This is a genomic window from Photobacterium sp. CCB-ST2H9 (genome assembly GCF_023151555.2).
In the GTDB taxonomy this organism is placed as follows: Bacteria; Pseudomonadota; Gammaproteobacteria; order Enterobacterales; family Vibrionaceae; genus Photobacterium.
The window spans coordinates 250,182-266,662 of sequence record NZ_CP100425.1; the positions used below are offsets into that span (position 1 = coordinate 250,182).

The following is a 16,481-nucleotide window of genomic DNA, read 5'->3' on the forward strand; positions in this document are numbered from 1 at the left end:
ATGACAAATACAAACGGGCCGTCAGATGACGGCCCGTTTGTGTCTGAAGACAAGACTATGCCTGACGCCGGAAAGGCATAATCTCTGCCTGCTGTTCGGTCAGCGTTTCCGGTGCAGTCAGTGACTGGGCGAAGCGCTGAAGCTGTTGTTGTAATTCGGCCCTGAGCAACATGTTGGTGTGAATCGGATTTTTGCCACGGGCGATGATCTGGTTGATATGGCTCAGCTGTGCCCGCAGCCTTGGCTGCATGGCCGGACTCGCATTCCGGATGACTTCTTCGCTCATTCTCAGTCGTAAGGCTTCCAGCTCTTCCGGAGCGGTTTCTGCCAGTTTTTTGAGCTCATCAAACGGTGGTAAAGTTTGCATAACCCATTCCCCTTACAGCCAAAAAGGCCAAAACTGTGACATCCTTAACACTAGATGGCGGGGAAATAAAAAAGCGTCTCATTGATGAGACGCTCAACAATTGGGTAAACCCGGCTGTCCGGAAAGTCAGGCGAATTACCAGTAATGCTCGACGGTGATCTGACCGGGTTTTCGGCGCAGGTTTTTAATAAAGCCGCGTGCTTCAAGCACGGCTTTGGTATCTTTGACCATGGCCGGGTTACCGCACAGCATCAGCTGGCAGGTTTCAGGATGGAGCGGGATCCCGACATGGCGCTCCAGCATGCCATCGGCAATGGCTTGCGGAATCCGTCCGGTAAGTGCCAGCGGTGCGGGTTCACGGCTGACAAAGGGCTGGACAATCAGCTGCTCGGGATATTTGGCCTTGAGTTCATTAATTTCGGCCTGATAACTGAGGTCGGCGGCGAAGCGGACCGCATGAACCAGGACAATTTTACGAAATCGTTTCCAGGCGAGCTCCTCACGCAGAATCGACAGATAAGGTCCCAGCGCCGTGCCGGTTGACAGCAGCCAGAGGACTTCGCCTTCAGGCACTTCATCTAACGTAAAGAAGCCATTGGCACGGGCCGTGATAAACACTTCATCCCCTTCTTCCAGCACATGCAGCCGAGGTGAGAGCAGGCCGTCGGCGACCCGGGTGGCATAGATTTCAATCTGATCGCTGGTGGGCGGGTTGACGAAGGAGTATGCACGCTGGACCATTTTGCCGTCGCATTCCAGCGCCAGCTTGGTAAATTGCCCGGCTTTGAAGGGTTCAATATTTGCCGTCAGCGTCAGACTGAACAGTTCGCTGTTCCAGTGACGGTTTTTGATAACCTTGGCAGGGATCCAGTCGGCCATTGTGCTCTCCTTTTACATAATCAGATTCTCAGGTCGGATATATCCGGTAGCTGCAGCGACGCTGACCCGCAATGATGTGTTCGCTGCGCTCAATCGCTACCCCGTCGCCCAGCAGACGCTGGAAAACGGCCAGTTCAGATCGACATAAAGAGGGGCAGCGTTTGGCGGCATGGCAGATGGGGCAATGGTTCTCGATGAGAATGAAGCCGTTGTCATCCGACTCCAGCTGTGCCATGTAACCTTCCTTTTCCCTCAGTGTAGTCAGGATCTGAAGTTTTTCTTTTAAATCTTCTGCCTTTGCGATGGCCTGTCGGTACTGACTGAGCGTGTTTTCTTCACGCTGATTCAGTATTTTTTGCAGTCCTTCCTGACCGAACAGATTTTCCACCGAATCCAGCATCTGGATGATGAGATCACCATGGCGGTCGGCAAACTGCTCATGCCCTTTGGCCGTCAGGTGCCAGTGACGGGTCGGCCGGCCGACTTTGGCTTTGATATCTTCAAAGCCCACCAGGCCATCATCTTCCAGCCCTTGAAGGTGCTGGCGGACGCCCATGGTGGTCAGTTTCAGCTCTTCGGACAGTACTTTGGCGGTGACCGGTCCGTCCTGCTTCATGCGGTGGAGAATTTTATCTATGGTTTTCATGGTTGTATTGCTTGTGTTCATTCGGTCTATTATGTCGCCGACTCAGTATATAAAGCAACGGCTTTACTAAATAGCATAGTCCAGTTTGCGAGAGAATACCGTGAAAGTCTGATGATGATCAGGGTGTTATCTCCCGGCCTCCGGGGAACTCAGGCCGGGAAACAGGCAGGGTTTATAAGATGTGAGGCAAAATTGCCGGATCTTTGCGGTCGAGATAGTGAATCGATTTAATGCGACGGATGGTCCGGCATTTTCCCCGGATTAACAGGGTTTCCGTGGTGGCAATATTGCCTTTGCGGCTGATGCCATCGAGCAAATCGCCTTTAGTGATGCCTGTGCCGGCAAAGATGACGTTATCGCTTTTTGCCATCTGTTCCAGTGGCAGTACCTGATTGGGCTCGATGCCCATTTCACGGCAGCGATCCATTTCTAACTGACCCATACGATAGTTATCGTCACTGCCGCCTTTGACCAGAAAACGCGGCAGCAACCGGCCCTGCATGTCACCGCCCAGCGCACGGATGGCGGCCGCAGAGACCACGCCTTCCGGCGCACCACCGATGCAGTACATCACGTCGACTTCGCTGTCCGGCATACAGGTCAGAATCGAAGCGGCCACATCACCATCCGGCACGGCATACACCCGGATTCCCAGCCCCTGCATGCGGGTAATCACTTCGTCGTGACGGGGTTTGGCCAGCGTGATGACGACCAGTGTCTCCAGCGTTTTGCCCAGTGCGGCCGCGATATTGTTCAGGTTTTCTTCCAGCGGCAGGCTGAGATCGATATGCCCTTTGGCTGCCGGGCCGACCACCAGTTTTTCCATGTACATATCCGGCGCTTTGAGAAAAGCACCTTTCTCTCCCGCAGCGAGAACAGCCAGGGCATTGTTCTGACCCATCGCGGTCATTCGGGTGCCTTCAATCGGATCGACGGCGATATCTACGGCGTCACCGCCGGCACCGACCTTTTCACCAATATAAAGCATCGGCGCTTCGTCGATTTCGCCTTCGCCGATCACAATCTCACCGTCAATTTCAGTTTGATTGAGCAGGGTACGCATTACCGCTACCGCAGCGCCGTCTGCGGCGTTTTTATCGCCCCGGCCCAGCCATTGATAACCAGCCAGTGCGGCACCTTCGGTGACACGGGAAAAAGCCATCGCCAAATCGCGTTTCATGGGAACTCCAGAATCAGACAACTACAGATGATGAAAATCTGCGCAATTGTAACACAAACAGCAGGAAATCGTTTTCCTGTTGTGAACATCAGAGAATAAGCATTGAAAGAAACAAGCCTGCCGGAAGGGCAGGCTTGTTTGTCAGTCGAGCGATAGGACGTTGAGATTACTCTTCTTCGTCGATAGCCCAGCCTTTCGCACACTCAACAGCACGTTTCCAGCCGTTGTAGCGGCGGGTGCGCTTGCTGTCATCCGTGCATGGCGTGAAGCTGCGATCCAGTACGGCTTTGTCTTTCAGCTCATCAATGCTGTCCCAGAAGCCCACGGCCAGGCCCGCCAGATAACCAGCACCCAGTGCGGTAACTTCAGTGATCACCGGACGGTGCACTTCAGTGTTCAGCAGGTCGGACTGGAACTGCATCAGGAAGTTGTTGGCAACGGCACCGCCGTCGACTTTCAGGGCAGCCAGGTGGATACCGGAATCTGCCTGCATTGCATCCAGCACATCGCGGGTCTGGTAGGCGATACTTTCCAGCGTGGCACGGATCAGGTGGTTGCTGTTCACACCACGGGTCAGGCCGACAATCGCGCCGCGGGCATACGGATCCCAGTAAGGGGCACCCAGACCGGTGAAGGCCGGTACAACGTAAACGCCGTTGGCACTGCCGACTTTCTCGGCAAAGTATTCAGAATCTTTGGCATCGCCCAGCAGTTTCAGTTCGTCACGCAGCCATTGAATGGATGCACCTGCCATGAACACCGCACCTTCCAGCGCGTAGGCCGGTTCGCCTTTCGGGCCGCAGGCGAGGGTTGTCAGCAGGCCGTTTTGCGAGGTGACTTTTTCTTTGCCGGTATTCATCAGCAGGAAGCAGCCAGTGCCGTAGGTGTTTTTCGCCTGACCGGCTTCCACACACATCTGACCGAACAGTGCAGCCTGCTGGTCACCGGCAATCCCGGCGATTGGCACACGGGTGCCGCCTTTACCGCCGATGTTAGTCTGACCGTAGACTTCAGAAGAGGCTTTGACTTCCGGCATCATTGACAGCGGGATATCCATGGCTTTCAGCAGTTTTTCATCCCACTCCAGAGAGTTGATGTTAAACAGCATGGTCCGGGAAGCGTTGGTGTAGTCGGTGACGTGCACACGGCCCTGGGTCAGTTTCCAGATCAGCCAGGTATCGACAGTACCGAACAGCAGGTTACCGGCCTCAGCCTGTTCGCGGGCGCCTTCAACGTTGTCCAGAATCCACTTGATTTTGGTCCCGGAGAAATACGGGTCCACCACCAGACCGGTGTTCTCGCGGATATAGTCTTCCAGTCCTTGCTCTTTCAGCTGCTGGCAGATATCGGCGGTACGGCGGCATTGCCAGACAATGGCGTTGTAAACCGGCTTGCCGGTATTTTTGTCCCAGACAATGGTAGTTTCACGCTGGTTGGTGATCCCAATGCCGGCGAGCTGGTCGGTGCGGATGCCGACTTTCGCGAGCGCTTCGACCATCGTCGAGCTCTGGGTGGCCCAGATTTCCATTGGGTCGTGTTCAACCCAGCCGGCTTTCGGATAGATTTGGGTGAATTCGCGCTGCGCGGTGCAGACGATGTTGGCGTCGTGATCCATGATCACGGCGCGTGAGCTGGTGGTTCCCTGATCGAGTGCGACGATGTACTTTTGTTCTGTGGTCATCTGAGTGTCCTCTTATCTCTGATAATTATAGGTATATCGGGGAGTCGCGCCGCAATCAGGCTTGCGCGGTTTCTTTTTCTTCATCACTTTCACATTGGTTCGGCAGGGTACAGCGGTTACCCGGCAGATAAACGGCAATGGCTTTCGGGTACAGCCAGGCACCGAAGCAAGCGCCGGCAATCGGTGCAAGAATCGGGATGATGAAATACGGAATATCCTTACCGCCAGTCAGGGCCATGTCACCCCAGCCTGCCAGATAAGCAAAGAATTTCGGGCCGAAGTCGCGGGCCGGGTTCATGGCAAAGCCGGTCAGCGGACCTAAGGATGCGCCGATCACTGCAATCAGCACACCAATCAGAACCGGGCCCAGCGGACCACGTGGTGCGCCATTTTGCTCATCCCCAATCGCCAGAATGGCAAACATCAGGACCGCAGTAATCACAAACTCCACTGCAAAAGCTCCTGAAAATGAAAGACTTGGGTTTGGATAGGTTGAGAAGATCCCTGCAGTGGCCAGACTCTCTACGCTGCCGCGCAGAATGCCATGCGCGTTTTCGAAATCGACGAACAGGTTGCTGTAAAGACTGTAAACCAGCGCCGCGGAGCAGAAAGCGCCCGCCAGCTGGGAAAGAATGTAAGGCACAACCTTGGCCTTATCGAAACCATGGAACAGGGCCAGCGCAATGGTGACTGCCGGGTTAATGTGAGCGCCGGAAACGCCTGCCGTACAGTAGATCGCAATGGTGACACCCAGACCCCAGGTCAGGCTGATTTCCCATTGTCCAAAGTTAGCACCTGCTAACACTAAAGCAGCTACACAGCCTACACCAAAGAAAATCAGCAGTCCGGTGCCAATAAATTCTGCCAGGCATTCACCGAGCAGCGTTGGGGGTTGTCGTTTGGTCATTTGCCAGTCCTTTTGTCGAGTCGTAGGTAAGTAAGATGTTATCGTGATGTAATCAAAAAATACTCGAATGATGATTTTCTGGAAAGTTAATCGAATAAAAAATGTGCGTTCGAGCATGTTATTTGTGTTTATGGTCAATATCGAAGGTCAAACGACAAGGGTGTGTTGAGCAAAAACTCTACTTTTCCCGGCGCTGGCGCGAACACTAGCATGCACTTTTTTCCACCGCAAAATCCGGAACGGAAATCTGAGCGGTTGCTAACAGTTCAGGCCCGGACTGCACTGAAACGGCGCGTGCTTTCGTAAAATTTTGTGGAAGTTTGCATAATTTTTACCCGTTTGTGATAAAGCGTGGTATTTGTAGATGCCAGACGTATAAGGCCTAGTTAGAATAGGGCCACATTGGATTTGTAATTTGCCTGGTAGTCGCGGTGATATCCCCGAACGAATTGGTGTTGCAATGAAGCGGTATGTGGAAATCAGGAACAGCGTGGCTTATCGGTACGATGTGATTGAACGAGCGTTCGCCGTCAACTGTTGTAACTCAAGAAGGAAGGGATGCTGTGGTCTTGCGCAGGTGCTGATAGGGTGAAAACTATGTCTTTAGAGATGCTGGAACAGCTGGAAGCCAAAGTGCAGATGGCCGTCGACACCATTTCCCTGCTGCAGATGGAAGTGGAAGAACTGAAAGAGAAAAACGAGAACCTGGCGAATCTGGCTCAGGAACTGCGTGCGGATCGTGAATCACTGGTTCAGGACAACGAAAAGCTGCGTCATGATCATCAGGCATGGCAGGAGCGCGTTCGCGCACTGCTGGGCAAGATGGACACGGTAGAATAAATCTGCTGCGTGCACCGGAAACGAAAACAGAGCCTACAGGCTCTGTTTTTGTATCTGGCGAATGAGAACACGCGAAAGGGTTATTCGATATCCAGCGGTTCTGGTGACAGAATAACTCCCGTATTGTCGGCATACAGGTGATCTTCCGGCAGGAAAGTGACGCCACCAAAATTCACCGCAACATCCACTTCGCCGCTGCCTTGTCTGTCGGCCCCGACGGGAATTGAGGCCATGGCCTGAATCCCGATATCCAGTTCATCCAGATCATCGACATGGCGGACACAGCCGTAGACAATAATGCCTTCCCATTCGTTCTGTACCGCGAGCTGAGCCAGCTCAGCATCGATCAGCGCCCGGCGCAGCGAGCCGCCGCCATCAATCAACAATACCCGGCCAACGCCGGATTCTGCCAGTACAGTGTGAAGCAAACCGTTATCTTCAAAGCATTTCACTGTGGTGATCTGCCCCCCGAAAGAGCTGCGTCCCCCGTATGAGCTGAACATTGGCTCAACCACATCGACCTGGTCGAGATAAATATCACAGAGTTCAGAGGTATTGTATTCCATAAGTTCGCTTCTTTGTTGGCAAGTAAAAGTGTCCAGCCTGAACCAGATGCCGACCCGTACGCCAGAGGTGTGACAACCGATGATGGGTTCCCTTGGCGCAGTACCTGACCGGATAAATCTGTCATCTGTGCTGATAACTTGCTGAAAGTATAACCAGCTCAGGCGGCATTGCAATCCCGATGCAATGCTTTAGCGGTCTGCAATCAGTCCGATGGCAAACAGCAGATTCGTCAGCATTGCGGCCCGGATCAGCGAGGCAAACATGGGACGCAGGGCTCTTCCGTCCGCTGCCGCCAGCACCTGAGCCCCATGGGTCAGCAGAAACGGTGCCGCCAGCAGGAAAAGCCAGCGCCATGCCGACTCAGGAGTGAGTAAGCTGTAACACGCAAAGCCAAGCAGGCTGGCAATCAGAAGACCCAGATGATACCAGCGTCCTCCTGTCGGGCCGAGCCGGGCAGCGAGAGTGATTTTGCCGCAGGCACGGTCGTTGTCGATATCCCGCAGATTGTTGAGGTTGAGCACCGCGACAGCCAGAAGCCCGCTGGCGGTGGCCGGCAGTAAGATCGTGAGCGAGAACTGGTGGCTCTGCAAATAGTAGCTGCCACCGACCGCAACCCAGCCGAAGAATATCAGGACCGCCGGATCACCCAGACCGCGATAGCCGTAAGGCCGGGTGCCCAGCGTATAGGCCAGAGCAGCGATGATTGAAGCGATCCCCAGACCGATGAAGGTCAGCAAAACGGTCAGGGAAGGCTGAGCAATCAGAAGCAGAGCGATTCCGCTGATGGTGGTGAGCAGCAGGGTCAGCGTGATGGCCGAGCGCATGGCGGTCAGCGTGATGGCGCCGCTCTGCAAGCCTCTGACCGGTCCCAGTCGTTGGGGGTTATCTGTGCCTTTTTTGACATCGCCATAGTCGTTTGCAAGATTCGAGAGAATTTGCAGAAGCAGGGCGGTCACTAGCGCCAGCAGGGCGACTGCCGGTGAAAAATGGCCTTGTTCGGCAGCAAGTGCGTTACCACACAGCAAAGCTGCAATGGCCAGAAGCAGGGTTTTGGGTCGAGTGGCATCAAGCCAGACAGAGCGATGAGATAACAGCATGGTTGCCCGCAATGTGAATAAGAATGAATACATTATGGCAGCGGGGCGGAGAAGAACTTTGTTTTGGCGCAAAAGGAAGGGAAAAACGGGATACCTGTCATAAACAGGTATCCCGGGAAGAGATTACAGAATGAAGCGGCTGAGATCTTCGTCTTCGACCAGTTCGTCCAGATGGGCCTGAACGTAGGCTTTGTCGATCACCTGCGCTTTGCCACCTTGCTCGGAAGCGTCATAAGACAGTTCTTCCATCAGGCGTTCCATGACAGTGTGCAGGCGGCGTGCACCGATATTTTCGGTCCGCTCATTGACCTGCCAGGCCGCGTCAGCAATCTGGGCGATCCCGTCTTCGGTAAAGCTGATGTTCACGTTTTCTGTCGCCATCAGTGCGCAGTACTGTTCCGTCAGTGAAGCATTCGGCTCCGTCAGAATACGCTTGAAGTCCTCACTGGTCAGGGCTTCAAGCTCAACCCGGATTGGCAGACGGCCCTGCAGTTCAGGGATCAGATCGGACGGACGTGACACCTGGAAGGCGCCGGATGCAATGAACAGGATGTGGTCGGTTCTGACCATGCCGTGTTTCGTCGAGACCGTAGAGCCTTCGACCAGCGGCAGCAGGTCACGCTGAACACCTTCACGGGAGACATCCGGGCCGGACGTTTCACCGCGCTTACAGATTTTGTCGATTTCGTCGATGAATACGATACCGTTGTTTTCAACCGCGTGAATTGCCTGCTCTTTCAGCTCTTCCTGGTTGACCAGCTTGGCTGCTTCTTCTTCAGTCACCGCTTTCAGCGCATCTTTGATTTTCATCTTGCGCTTTTTGGTGGTGTTGCCGGCCAGGTTCTGGAACATGCCCTGCAGCTGGTTGGTCATTTCTTCCATGCCAGGAGGAGCCATGATTTCCACGCCCATTTGCGGTGCCGCAACATCAATTTCGATGTCTTTGTCGTCCAGCTGGCCTTCGCGCAGCTTCTTACGGAAGGACTGACGGGTCGTTGAGTTGTTATCGCTTTCTTCGTTCTGGCCCCAGGCATCGCGTGCTGGTGGCAGCAGGACGTCCAGGATGCGGTCTTCAGCCAGCTCTTCAGCACGGAAACGGACTTTTTCCATCGCCTGCTGATGCGTCATTTTCACGGCAACATCGGTCAGATCGCGGATAATAGTTTCCACTTCTTTACCCACATAACCCACTTCGGTGAACTTGGTCGCTTCGACCTTGATGAACGGGGCATTTGCCAGTTTGGCCAGACGGCGGGCAATTTCCGTTTTACCGACCCCGGTCGGACCGATCATCAGAATGTTCTTCGGCGTGACTTCGACACGCAGCTCTTCCGGCAGTTGCATCCGGCGCCAGCGGTTACGCAGGGCGATCGCAACAGCGCGTTTAGCCTTGTCCTGGCCAATAATATGGCGGTTCAGTTCATGAACGATTTCGCGAGGAGTCATTTCAGACATGGGGAATCCTTACTGGGTATCGAGTTCTTCAACAGTCTGGAAGTCGTTGGTGTAAACACAGATATCACCAGCAATTTTAAGCGACTTCTCAGCAATGGTGCGAGCATCCAGCTCGGTATTTTCCAGCAGCGCACGGGCTGCTGACAGGGCAAAGTTACCACCGGAGCCGATGGCAATCAGGTCGTTTTCCGGCTGTACCACATCCCCGTTGCCTGTGATGATCAGGGACGCTGTTTCATCCGCAACGGCCAGTAAGGCTTCCAGCCGGCGCAGGCTGCGGTCAGTTCGCCAGTCTTTTGCCAGCTCAACGGCGGCTTTCATCAGGTGACCCTGGTGCATTTCCAGCTTGCGCTCGAAACGCTCGAATAGAGTAAAGGCATCTGCCGTACCGCCGGCAAAACCAGCCAGCACCTGATTGTTATACAGACGGCGGACTTTACGGGCATTGCCCTTCATCACGGTGTTGCCCAGTGAGACCTGGCCATCACCTGCGATGACGACTTTTCCGTTGCGACGTACAGAGACTATAGTTGTCACGGTATTACCTCTTAGCATCAATCCGGCTTGTCAGCCGGTATGGGTATTACGCAGATCTGGGGATGGTGGTACCGGATTTCAAGGCAAAGGGAACATCTGCGTGCGTACAGGGAATAAAAAAGGATGCCGATGGCATCCTTGGGTCAATTGAGACGGCTTCTGTCAGTGTAGCAGCCTGTTACCGGCTGCCAAACGGTCAGGATTCCCAGTACCAGATCGCACAGGGTTCGATGCCTGCTCGGCGCAGCATGTTGCGGTCGCTCTCGGCTTTTCGTTTTTGCGGGTAAGGGCCCAGCACCACGCGGTACCAGCTGCCTTTGTCGCCCTGCGAAACTTTGATCTGACTGCTCAGCCCCTGGAAGGCGATCATTGCCTTGCGTTCCTCGGCCTGTGCCGGTGTCCGGTAAGCGCCGCACTGCATCAGATACGGCCGGTTGGGCGTGTCCGGTACTTTCTTGGCTTCAACCTGAACTTCTTTGTTTTCCAGCTCTTCAATATAGCGCCACTTCTCGGCAGGCTTCGGCGGCAGTTTTTCCTGCGGTTTCGTCGTCGTGACCGGTTTCGGCTCAGTCTTGGGTACCGGTTCGGTTTTGGGTTTGACGGCCGGTTTCGGGCTCTCTCTCTGAACCGGCTTAACCGGCTGCTCAGGAACTGGCGTCGCAGGTTTGGGAGTGCTGGACAGGAAATAGAGGCCGTATCCCATGCCGACAACCAAGCACAAAGCAATCAGTGCCCATTTTATCGGGAACTGTCCTTGAGGCTGGCTGCTGCGGGAACGGGTTTTTCTGGCCGGTTTCTTCGTCGCCCGGCCTCGCTTGACGTAATCTTTGGTTGCCACAATTTTTGATTATTGCTGAACGATTGGACGGATATGGTACAAAGAAGTGTTCGGACTGGCTAGTGTCGGGAAGCCTCAGCCAGTGTCGGTGAGTGTGCTTCCCGATGATTCTGTGACCTTTTGCTCAATATTTCACCGCGTTGCCGCGTCAATACTTGTTGGCTGGCGGCGCGGCACTTTCGCGGATCACCAGTTTGGCATCCAGCAGTCGTGAGCCGGCGGTAATGTCTTTGCCCTGCAGAATTTCCAGCAGCATCAGCATCGACTGACGGCCAATCTCGTAACGCGGCTGAGACACCGTTGTCAGCGGAGGATCGCAGTATTCCGCAAACTGAATGTCATCGAAACCGACAATCGACAGATCCTGCGGCACCTTGATACCCAGACGTTTGGCCTGCTGCATGGCACCGATAGCCATGACATCGTTGTGGCACAGCAGGGCGGTGGGCGGCTCGGGCAGCGACAGCAGCGTGGTGACGGCACGGGCGCCGCCGGCAAAAGTGAAGTCGCTTTTAACCGTATAAGCAGGGTTCAGCTCGATTCCGGCGCGGCGCAGGGCCTGTTGGTAACCCTGAGCCCGGAACTGGCAGAGCATGGCGCTGTCCGGTCCGGTGACCTGCGCAATGTGCTTGTGCCCCATCTGGGTCAGATAGTTCACGGCTTCGAATGCGGCGGTCAGGTTGTCTATGTGAACGGTCGGCAGCTCCAGTTCAGGCGCAAATTCACAGGCCATGACCATCGGCGGCAGGTTTTTCTGTTCAGGCTTACTGATGTCAAACGGTAAATCCGTGCCCAGCAGTAGCATGCCGTCAGCCTGTTTGGTGAAGACCAGGTTGACGAAAGAGTTTTCCCGGCTTTTCTGCTGGCCGCTGTCGCCCAGCAATACCAGATAGCCGTGCTCCATTGCGGCTTCTTCAATACCGCGGATAATTTCGGTGAAATAGGGATCGCAGATGTCCGGCACAATTGCGACAATGGTTTTCGATTCATTGCGTCGCAGGTTTCGCGCCAGGGAGTTGGGGGAATAGCCAGCGTCCATGACAGCCTGTTCGACTTTTTTACGAGTCGAGGCCGACACTTTTTCCGGGTTCATCAGCGCGCGCGATACCGTCGCGGTTGAAACTCCGGCCAGCTGGGCAACATCCTTCATTGTCGCCATAAGTTGTTCCTCTCTAGATATTTCTCTCAATAATGCTGGAGGATCGTGTCAAATCGGGACAGAAACCTGATCCAGCAAGCCTGTTATTGTAGGCACTTTGAGCAGGTTTAAACATGTGCGCAATAGCATAAATTACATTGGGCTTGTGATCCAATTCGCATTATTTATTTTATCTTCATCCCAAATCCTGAGGCTCAACATCCAGTGACCAGCGAACTTTTCGGGCCAGCGGCAACAGCTGAATTGCCGGACGGGCAACCGTCAGCAGTTGTTGCAGAGTCTTGCGGTCCGAAGCCTGGAGCAGCAGTTGCCAGCGATAGCGGCCGGCCCGGCGTGAGAGGGGAGCCGGGTTTGGGCCCATGACCATTGTCTGGTCGCTGAACAGCGGGCTGGCTTCGAGAATGCCCCGGACCTGGAGCAGAAACTGCTCGGTAACATCGCTTTGCTGGGCTTCAGCCCGGAATAAAGCCAAATAGGTGTAGGGCGGCAGCATCGCCTGCCGGCGCTCCGTCAGTGCCTGACCGGCAAAATGGTCATACCCCTGATACAGCAGGGCCTGAAGCAGGCTGTGCTCCGGATGGTGCGTTTGCAACAGCACTTCGCCCGGTTTGCTGGCCCGTCCGGCCCGTCCGGCAACCTGAATGAAAAGTTGTGCCAGCCGTTCGGGCGCCCGGAAATCGTTGCTGAACAGGGCACTGTCAACGTCGACCAGTGCGACCAGGGTGACATCCGGAAAATGATGTCCTTTGGCCAGCATCTGAGTCCCGATCAGGATCTGATATTCCTTGTTGCGGATGGCTTCCAGATAAGTGTCCAGGCTGCCCTTACGCCGGGTGCTGTCACGGTCGATGCGCACGGTTTTGAATTCGGGGAACAACTCGGCCAGCTGATGTTCCAGCTGTTCGGTGCCGACTCCGACGGTCTGAAGCTGGGTTGAACCACATTGCAGGCACTGCGGCATCACCGGCCGCTGGGTCTGGCAGTGGTGACAACGCAGCTCTCCGGAATGCTGATGATAGGTATAGTAGGCATCGCAGCGTTTACACTCGGCGAGCCAGCCGCACTCGTGACACATCAGGGCCGGGGCGAAACCGCGCCGGTTCAGAAACAGCATCACCTGATTTCCCGCACTCAGATGCTGGCGCATCCGGGCGATCAGCGGTGCGGAAAGCCCCGCATCCAGATACAGGCCTTTTACGTCCAGCACACCGTGGCGAGCAGCCTGAGCATTGCCGGCGCGGCGGGTCAGGTGCAGGTGATGGTATTTGCCGGTGCGGGCATTGTGCAGGGTTTCCAGAGCCGGCGTTGCTGAGCCGAGCACGATCGGAATATTTTCCTTATTTGCCCTGAGCACGGCCATATCCCGGGCGTGGTAGCGCAGGCTGTCCTGTTGTTTGTAGGATGCGTCATGCTCTTCGTCGACGATAATGATGCCCAGACTGGCAAACGGCGTGAACAGGGCAGAACGGGTTCCGATGATGATCCCGGCCTGATTGTCGCGCCCGGCCAGCCAGGCGCTCAGGCGCTCGGTATCATTCAGGCCGGAGTGGATGGTGTACAGCGGCACATTGAAACGGCGCTGGAAGCGGTTAATGGTCTGCGGCGTCAGGCCGATTTCCGGCACCAGCACCAGCGCCTGCTTACCTGCGGCCAGCACAGGTTCCAGCAGGTTGAGGTAAACTTCGGTTTTACCTGAACCGGTCACGCCCTGTAGTAAATAGCAGCCGTAGCCGGGATTGGCGTTGACACTGGCAATCGCCAGGGCCTGTTCCTCATTCAGCCGGGGCTTGTCTTCGGTAATCGCAAATTCATTCTGCCAGCGCAGGCTCTGAGGGACGGCTTGATAGCTGTGGATCCAGCCTTTCTCCGTCAGGGTTTTCAGGGTTGTGCTGCTGACGTCTTCTTCTAATAAAGCTTCGTGGCTGAGTTCACCGTTGCGCAGCAGAGTCAGGATGCTGGCTTGTTTGGGGGCTCGCTTCAGGGCGGATAAAGGCTGCTCTTTTCCTTTTTCTGTCAGTTGCCAGAAACGAATCTCGGCATTGGCCGGTCTGCCTTTACGCAGGGCTGACGGTAATGCATTGGCCAGGGTATCGCCGAGCGGGTACTGGTAGTAGCGACTAGTCCATTCCAGCAACTGAAACAGCGGCGGCTGCCACAGGGGTTCACTGTCCAGCACGGCTCTGAGGGGCTTGAGTTGCTCAAGAGGAAAATCCGAAGTGTCTGTGAGGGCGATGACGATACCGGTGAGCTGCTGACGGCCAAACGGGACACGGACCCGACCACCTATGACAGGCTGTGTACCGGCCGGGATCAGATAGTCAAAAGTTTTGTCCAGCGGAACAGGCAGGGCAACCCGGGCGATGGTGGCAGTCATAGGCTTCACTTATACTTACAGATACATGGCAGTGTACCCTGCACAATGAACAAGGCAAAGCGGGAAGGCTCGGTGATTGCTGTTGATCTGAGTGAGCTGATTGATTATCATACGCCGCCTGTTTGTCCGGAGCTGTTGGCCCGGCATTATTTATTAACCACGTGTGGTGCCCGGCTTTGGATCGGGAGAGCGACACGGCCTTAGCTATGAGGTTTCCCCATGAAACAAGGTATCCACCCAGAATACACTGCTGTAAACGCTCGTTGTTCTTGCGGCAACACTTTCGTCTTCAACTCAACTCTGAGTAAAGACGACATCAACCTGGATGTGTGCGACAAATGTCACCCATTCTACACTGGTAAGCAGCGTCAAGTGAGCACCGGTGGCCGTATCGACAAATTCAACAAGCGTTTCGGCGCTCTGTCTAGCAAGTAATTGCTCGAAGACACTGTCGAGAAAAGGGACGCTGCGGCGTCCCTTTTTGCATTTATGCGCCCCGTTTCTTAATCATTTCCCCCTCAGTTCCCGCCTCCGTCACTGCCCGGCATTTTTCCGGCCCGCATCCGTGATTCCCTTGGTATTACCAGCTTGCGCGAACTAGGATTTTGTGCTGCTATCGAATATGATCCATTGTTCAATACCGAACCGAACATCCATCCATTCAGGATTCTAATAACTATGTCTGAAGATTTTCGTCAACAAGCACTTCATTACCATGCTTACCCTGTCCCCGGGAAAATTTCGGTTGAACTGAGCAAGCCTGCCAACACAGTAGAAGATCTCGCCCTGGCGTACAGCCCGGGTGTGGCCGAACCTGTGCGGGAGATCGCCCAGAACGCAGAAAATGTTTATAAGTACACTGGTAAAGGCAATATGGTTGCCGTGATCACCAATGGTACGGCCATTCTTGGTCTGGGTAATCTCGGCCCGCTGGCATCCAAACCAGTGATGGAAGGCAAGGCGCTGCTGTTCAAGCGTTTCGCGGGCCTGGATTCGATTGATATCGAAGTTAAACACCGCACCATCGACGAGTTCGTCGATACGGTCGCAAACATTGCCGACACCTTCGGCGGGATCAACCTGGAAGATATCAAAGCACCTGACTGTTTTGAGATTGAAAAGCGTCTGATTGAACGTTGCCAGGTGCCGGTCTTCCATGATGACCAGCACGGTACCGCAATTGTAACTGCAGCCGGGATGCTCAATGCACTGGAACTGCAGGGCAAAGATATCAATGAAGCGGTGATCGTCTGTCTGGGTGCGGGCGCGGCGGCAGTTGCCTGTATGGAACTGCTGATTAAGTGTGGTGCCCAGCGTGAAAAGATCTACATGCTGGACCGTAAAGGTGTGATCCACACCCGTCGTGACGACATTAACGAATACAAGCAGCTGTTTGCTAACAATACCGACAAGCGTACTCTGGAAGACGTGATTGAGGGTGCCGACATTTTTGTGGGCGTGTCTGGTCCGGATCTGCTGTCTGCTGAAGCACTGAAGCTGATGGCTGAAAAGCCTGTTGTGTTTGCCTGTTCTAACCCGGATCCGGAAATTAAGCCGGAGCTGGCTCATGCCGTGCGTGATGATCTCATCATGGGGACCGGCCGTTCGGATTATCCGAACCAGGTGAACAACGTGATTTGTTTCCCGTTCATTTTCCGCGGTGCGTTGGATGTGCGTGCCAGCGAGATTAATGACGAGATGAAACTGGCTGCGGTTCATGCCATCCGTGAACTGGCGAAAGAAAAGGTTCCGGCGGAAGTGGCCAAGGCGGCTGGTGTTGAGAAATTGGAGTTCGGTCCTGACTATATTATTCCTAAGCCAATGGATCCGCGTTTGCTGCCTCGCGTTGCGAAAGCGGTCGCTGTTGCTGCGGTAGAGTCAGGCGTTGCCCGCATCGAAATGCCTGTGGGTTACATGGAAGTGTAAAGAGACATCATTTTGCGTTTTGCATTGA

The 16,481-nt window shown here is 54.7% G+C and carries 16 protein-coding genes; 3 read left to right on the forward strand and 13 right to left on the reverse strand.

The genetic code is table 11. The annotated features are described in order from the left end of the window. Positions 1 to 55: 55 nt before the first annotated feature. The 6 genes from L4174_RS01075 to L4174_RS01100 form a co-directional block, all read right to left on the reverse strand. Entirely contained in the window at positions 56 to 367 is a 312-nt protein-coding gene (locus L4174_RS01075; protein WP_248144445.1) for a DUF3135 domain-containing protein, read from the reverse strand. Between the two features lie 135 nt (positions 368 to 502). After that, positions 503 to 1,246, reverse strand: coding sequence for a ferredoxin--NADP reductase (locus tag L4174_RS01080; protein WP_248144444.1), 744 nt, complete (start codon positions 1,244 to 1,246; stop codon positions 503 to 505). 28 nt (positions 1,247 to 1,274) lie between these two features. Then, complete coding sequence (locus tag L4174_RS01085; protein WP_248144443.1) at positions 1,275 to 1,892, reverse strand: metalloregulator ArsR/SmtB family transcription factor; 618 nt, start codon at positions 1,890 to 1,892, stop codon at positions 1,275 to 1,277. A gap of 172 nt (positions 1,893 to 2,064) precedes the next feature. Next, positions 2,065 to 3,072 carry a class II fructose-bisphosphatase gene (gene glpX / locus L4174_RS01090; RefSeq protein WP_248144442.1) on the reverse strand — a complete coding sequence of 336 codons (1,008 nt, stop codon included), beginning with the start codon at positions 3,070 to 3,072 and terminating at the stop codon, positions 2,065 to 2,067. Between the two features lie 166 nt (positions 3,073 to 3,238). Continuing rightward, on the reverse strand, positions 3,239 to 4,753 hold the full coding sequence (gene glpK, locus L4174_RS01095) for a glycerol kinase GlpK (RefSeq protein ID WP_248144441.1): 1,515 nt from the start codon (positions 4,751 to 4,753) through the stop codon (positions 3,239 to 3,241). A gap of 55 nt (positions 4,754 to 4,808) precedes the next feature. Then, positions 4,809 to 5,660: an MIP/aquaporin family protein gene (locus tag L4174_RS01100; RefSeq protein ID WP_248144440.1), complete on the reverse strand. Its 852-nt coding sequence runs from the start codon at positions 5,658 to 5,660 to the stop codon at positions 4,809 to 4,811. A gap of 597 nt (positions 5,661 to 6,257) precedes the next feature. Here L4174_RS01100 and zapB point away from each other — a divergent pair. Further along, entirely contained in the window at positions 6,258 to 6,500 is a 243-nt protein-coding gene (zapB, locus tag L4174_RS01105) for a cell division protein ZapB (protein WP_036754671.1), read from the forward strand. Between the two features lie 80 nt (positions 6,501 to 6,580). On the opposite strand, the gene rraA is transcribed toward zapB, so the two are convergent. From rraA to priA, 7 genes are all read right to left on the reverse strand, one after another. After that, the gene (rraA, locus tag L4174_RS01110; protein ID WP_248144439.1) at positions 6,581 to 7,066 is read right to left on the reverse strand and encodes a ribonuclease E activity regulator RraA; all 486 of its coding nucleotides are present in this window, start codon (positions 7,064 to 7,066) and stop codon (positions 6,581 to 6,583) included. A gap of 189 nt (positions 7,067 to 7,255) precedes the next feature. Continuing rightward, entirely contained in the window at positions 7,256 to 8,164 is a 909-nt protein-coding gene (locus L4174_RS01115; protein WP_248144438.1) for a 1,4-dihydroxy-2-naphthoate polyprenyltransferase, read from the reverse strand. Between the two features lie 123 nt (positions 8,165 to 8,287). Then, complete coding sequence (gene hslU, locus L4174_RS01120; protein ID WP_248144437.1) at positions 8,288 to 9,619, reverse strand: HslU--HslV peptidase ATPase subunit; 1,332 nt, start codon at positions 9,617 to 9,619, stop codon at positions 8,288 to 8,290. Between the two features lie 9 nt (positions 9,620 to 9,628). Continuing rightward, the gene (gene hslV, locus L4174_RS01125) at positions 9,629 to 10,156 is read right to left on the reverse strand and encodes an ATP-dependent protease subunit HslV (RefSeq protein ID WP_254589111.1); all 528 of its coding nucleotides are present in this window, start codon (positions 10,154 to 10,156) and stop codon (positions 9,629 to 9,631) included. 196 nt (positions 10,157 to 10,352) lie between these two features. Beyond that, a complete protein-coding gene (locus tag L4174_RS01130; protein WP_248144435.1) occupies positions 10,353 to 10,994 on the reverse strand; it encodes an SPOR domain-containing protein in 642 nt (213 codons plus the stop codon). 148 nt (positions 10,995 to 11,142) lie between these two features. After that, a complete protein-coding gene (gene cytR, locus L4174_RS01135) occupies positions 11,143 to 12,174 on the reverse strand; it encodes a DNA-binding transcriptional regulator CytR (protein ID WP_256549380.1) in 1,032 nt (343 codons plus the stop codon). Between the two features lie 154 nt (positions 12,175 to 12,328). Continuing rightward, complete coding sequence (gene priA, locus L4174_RS01140) at positions 12,329 to 14,527, reverse strand: primosomal protein N' (RefSeq protein WP_248144433.1); 2,199 nt, start codon at positions 14,525 to 14,527, stop codon at positions 12,329 to 12,331. Positions 14,528 to 14,746: 219 nt separating this feature from the next. Here priA and rpmE point away from each other — a divergent pair, with 219 nt between their 5' ends. Both rpmE and L4174_RS01150 read left to right on the forward strand, forming a co-directional pair. Beyond that, positions 14,747 to 14,962, forward strand: coding sequence for a 50S ribosomal protein L31 (gene rpmE, locus L4174_RS01145; RefSeq protein ID WP_211646471.1), 216 nt, complete (start codon positions 14,747 to 14,749; stop codon positions 14,960 to 14,962). A 243-nt stretch (positions 14,963 to 15,205) separates the two neighbouring features. After that, positions 15,206 to 16,453 (forward strand): malic enzyme-like NAD(P)-binding protein, encoded by a 1,248-nt coding sequence (locus L4174_RS01150; RefSeq protein WP_248144432.1) that lies wholly within the window; start codon positions 15,206 to 15,208, stop codon positions 16,451 to 16,453. Positions 16,454 to 16,481: the final 28 nt, after the last annotated feature.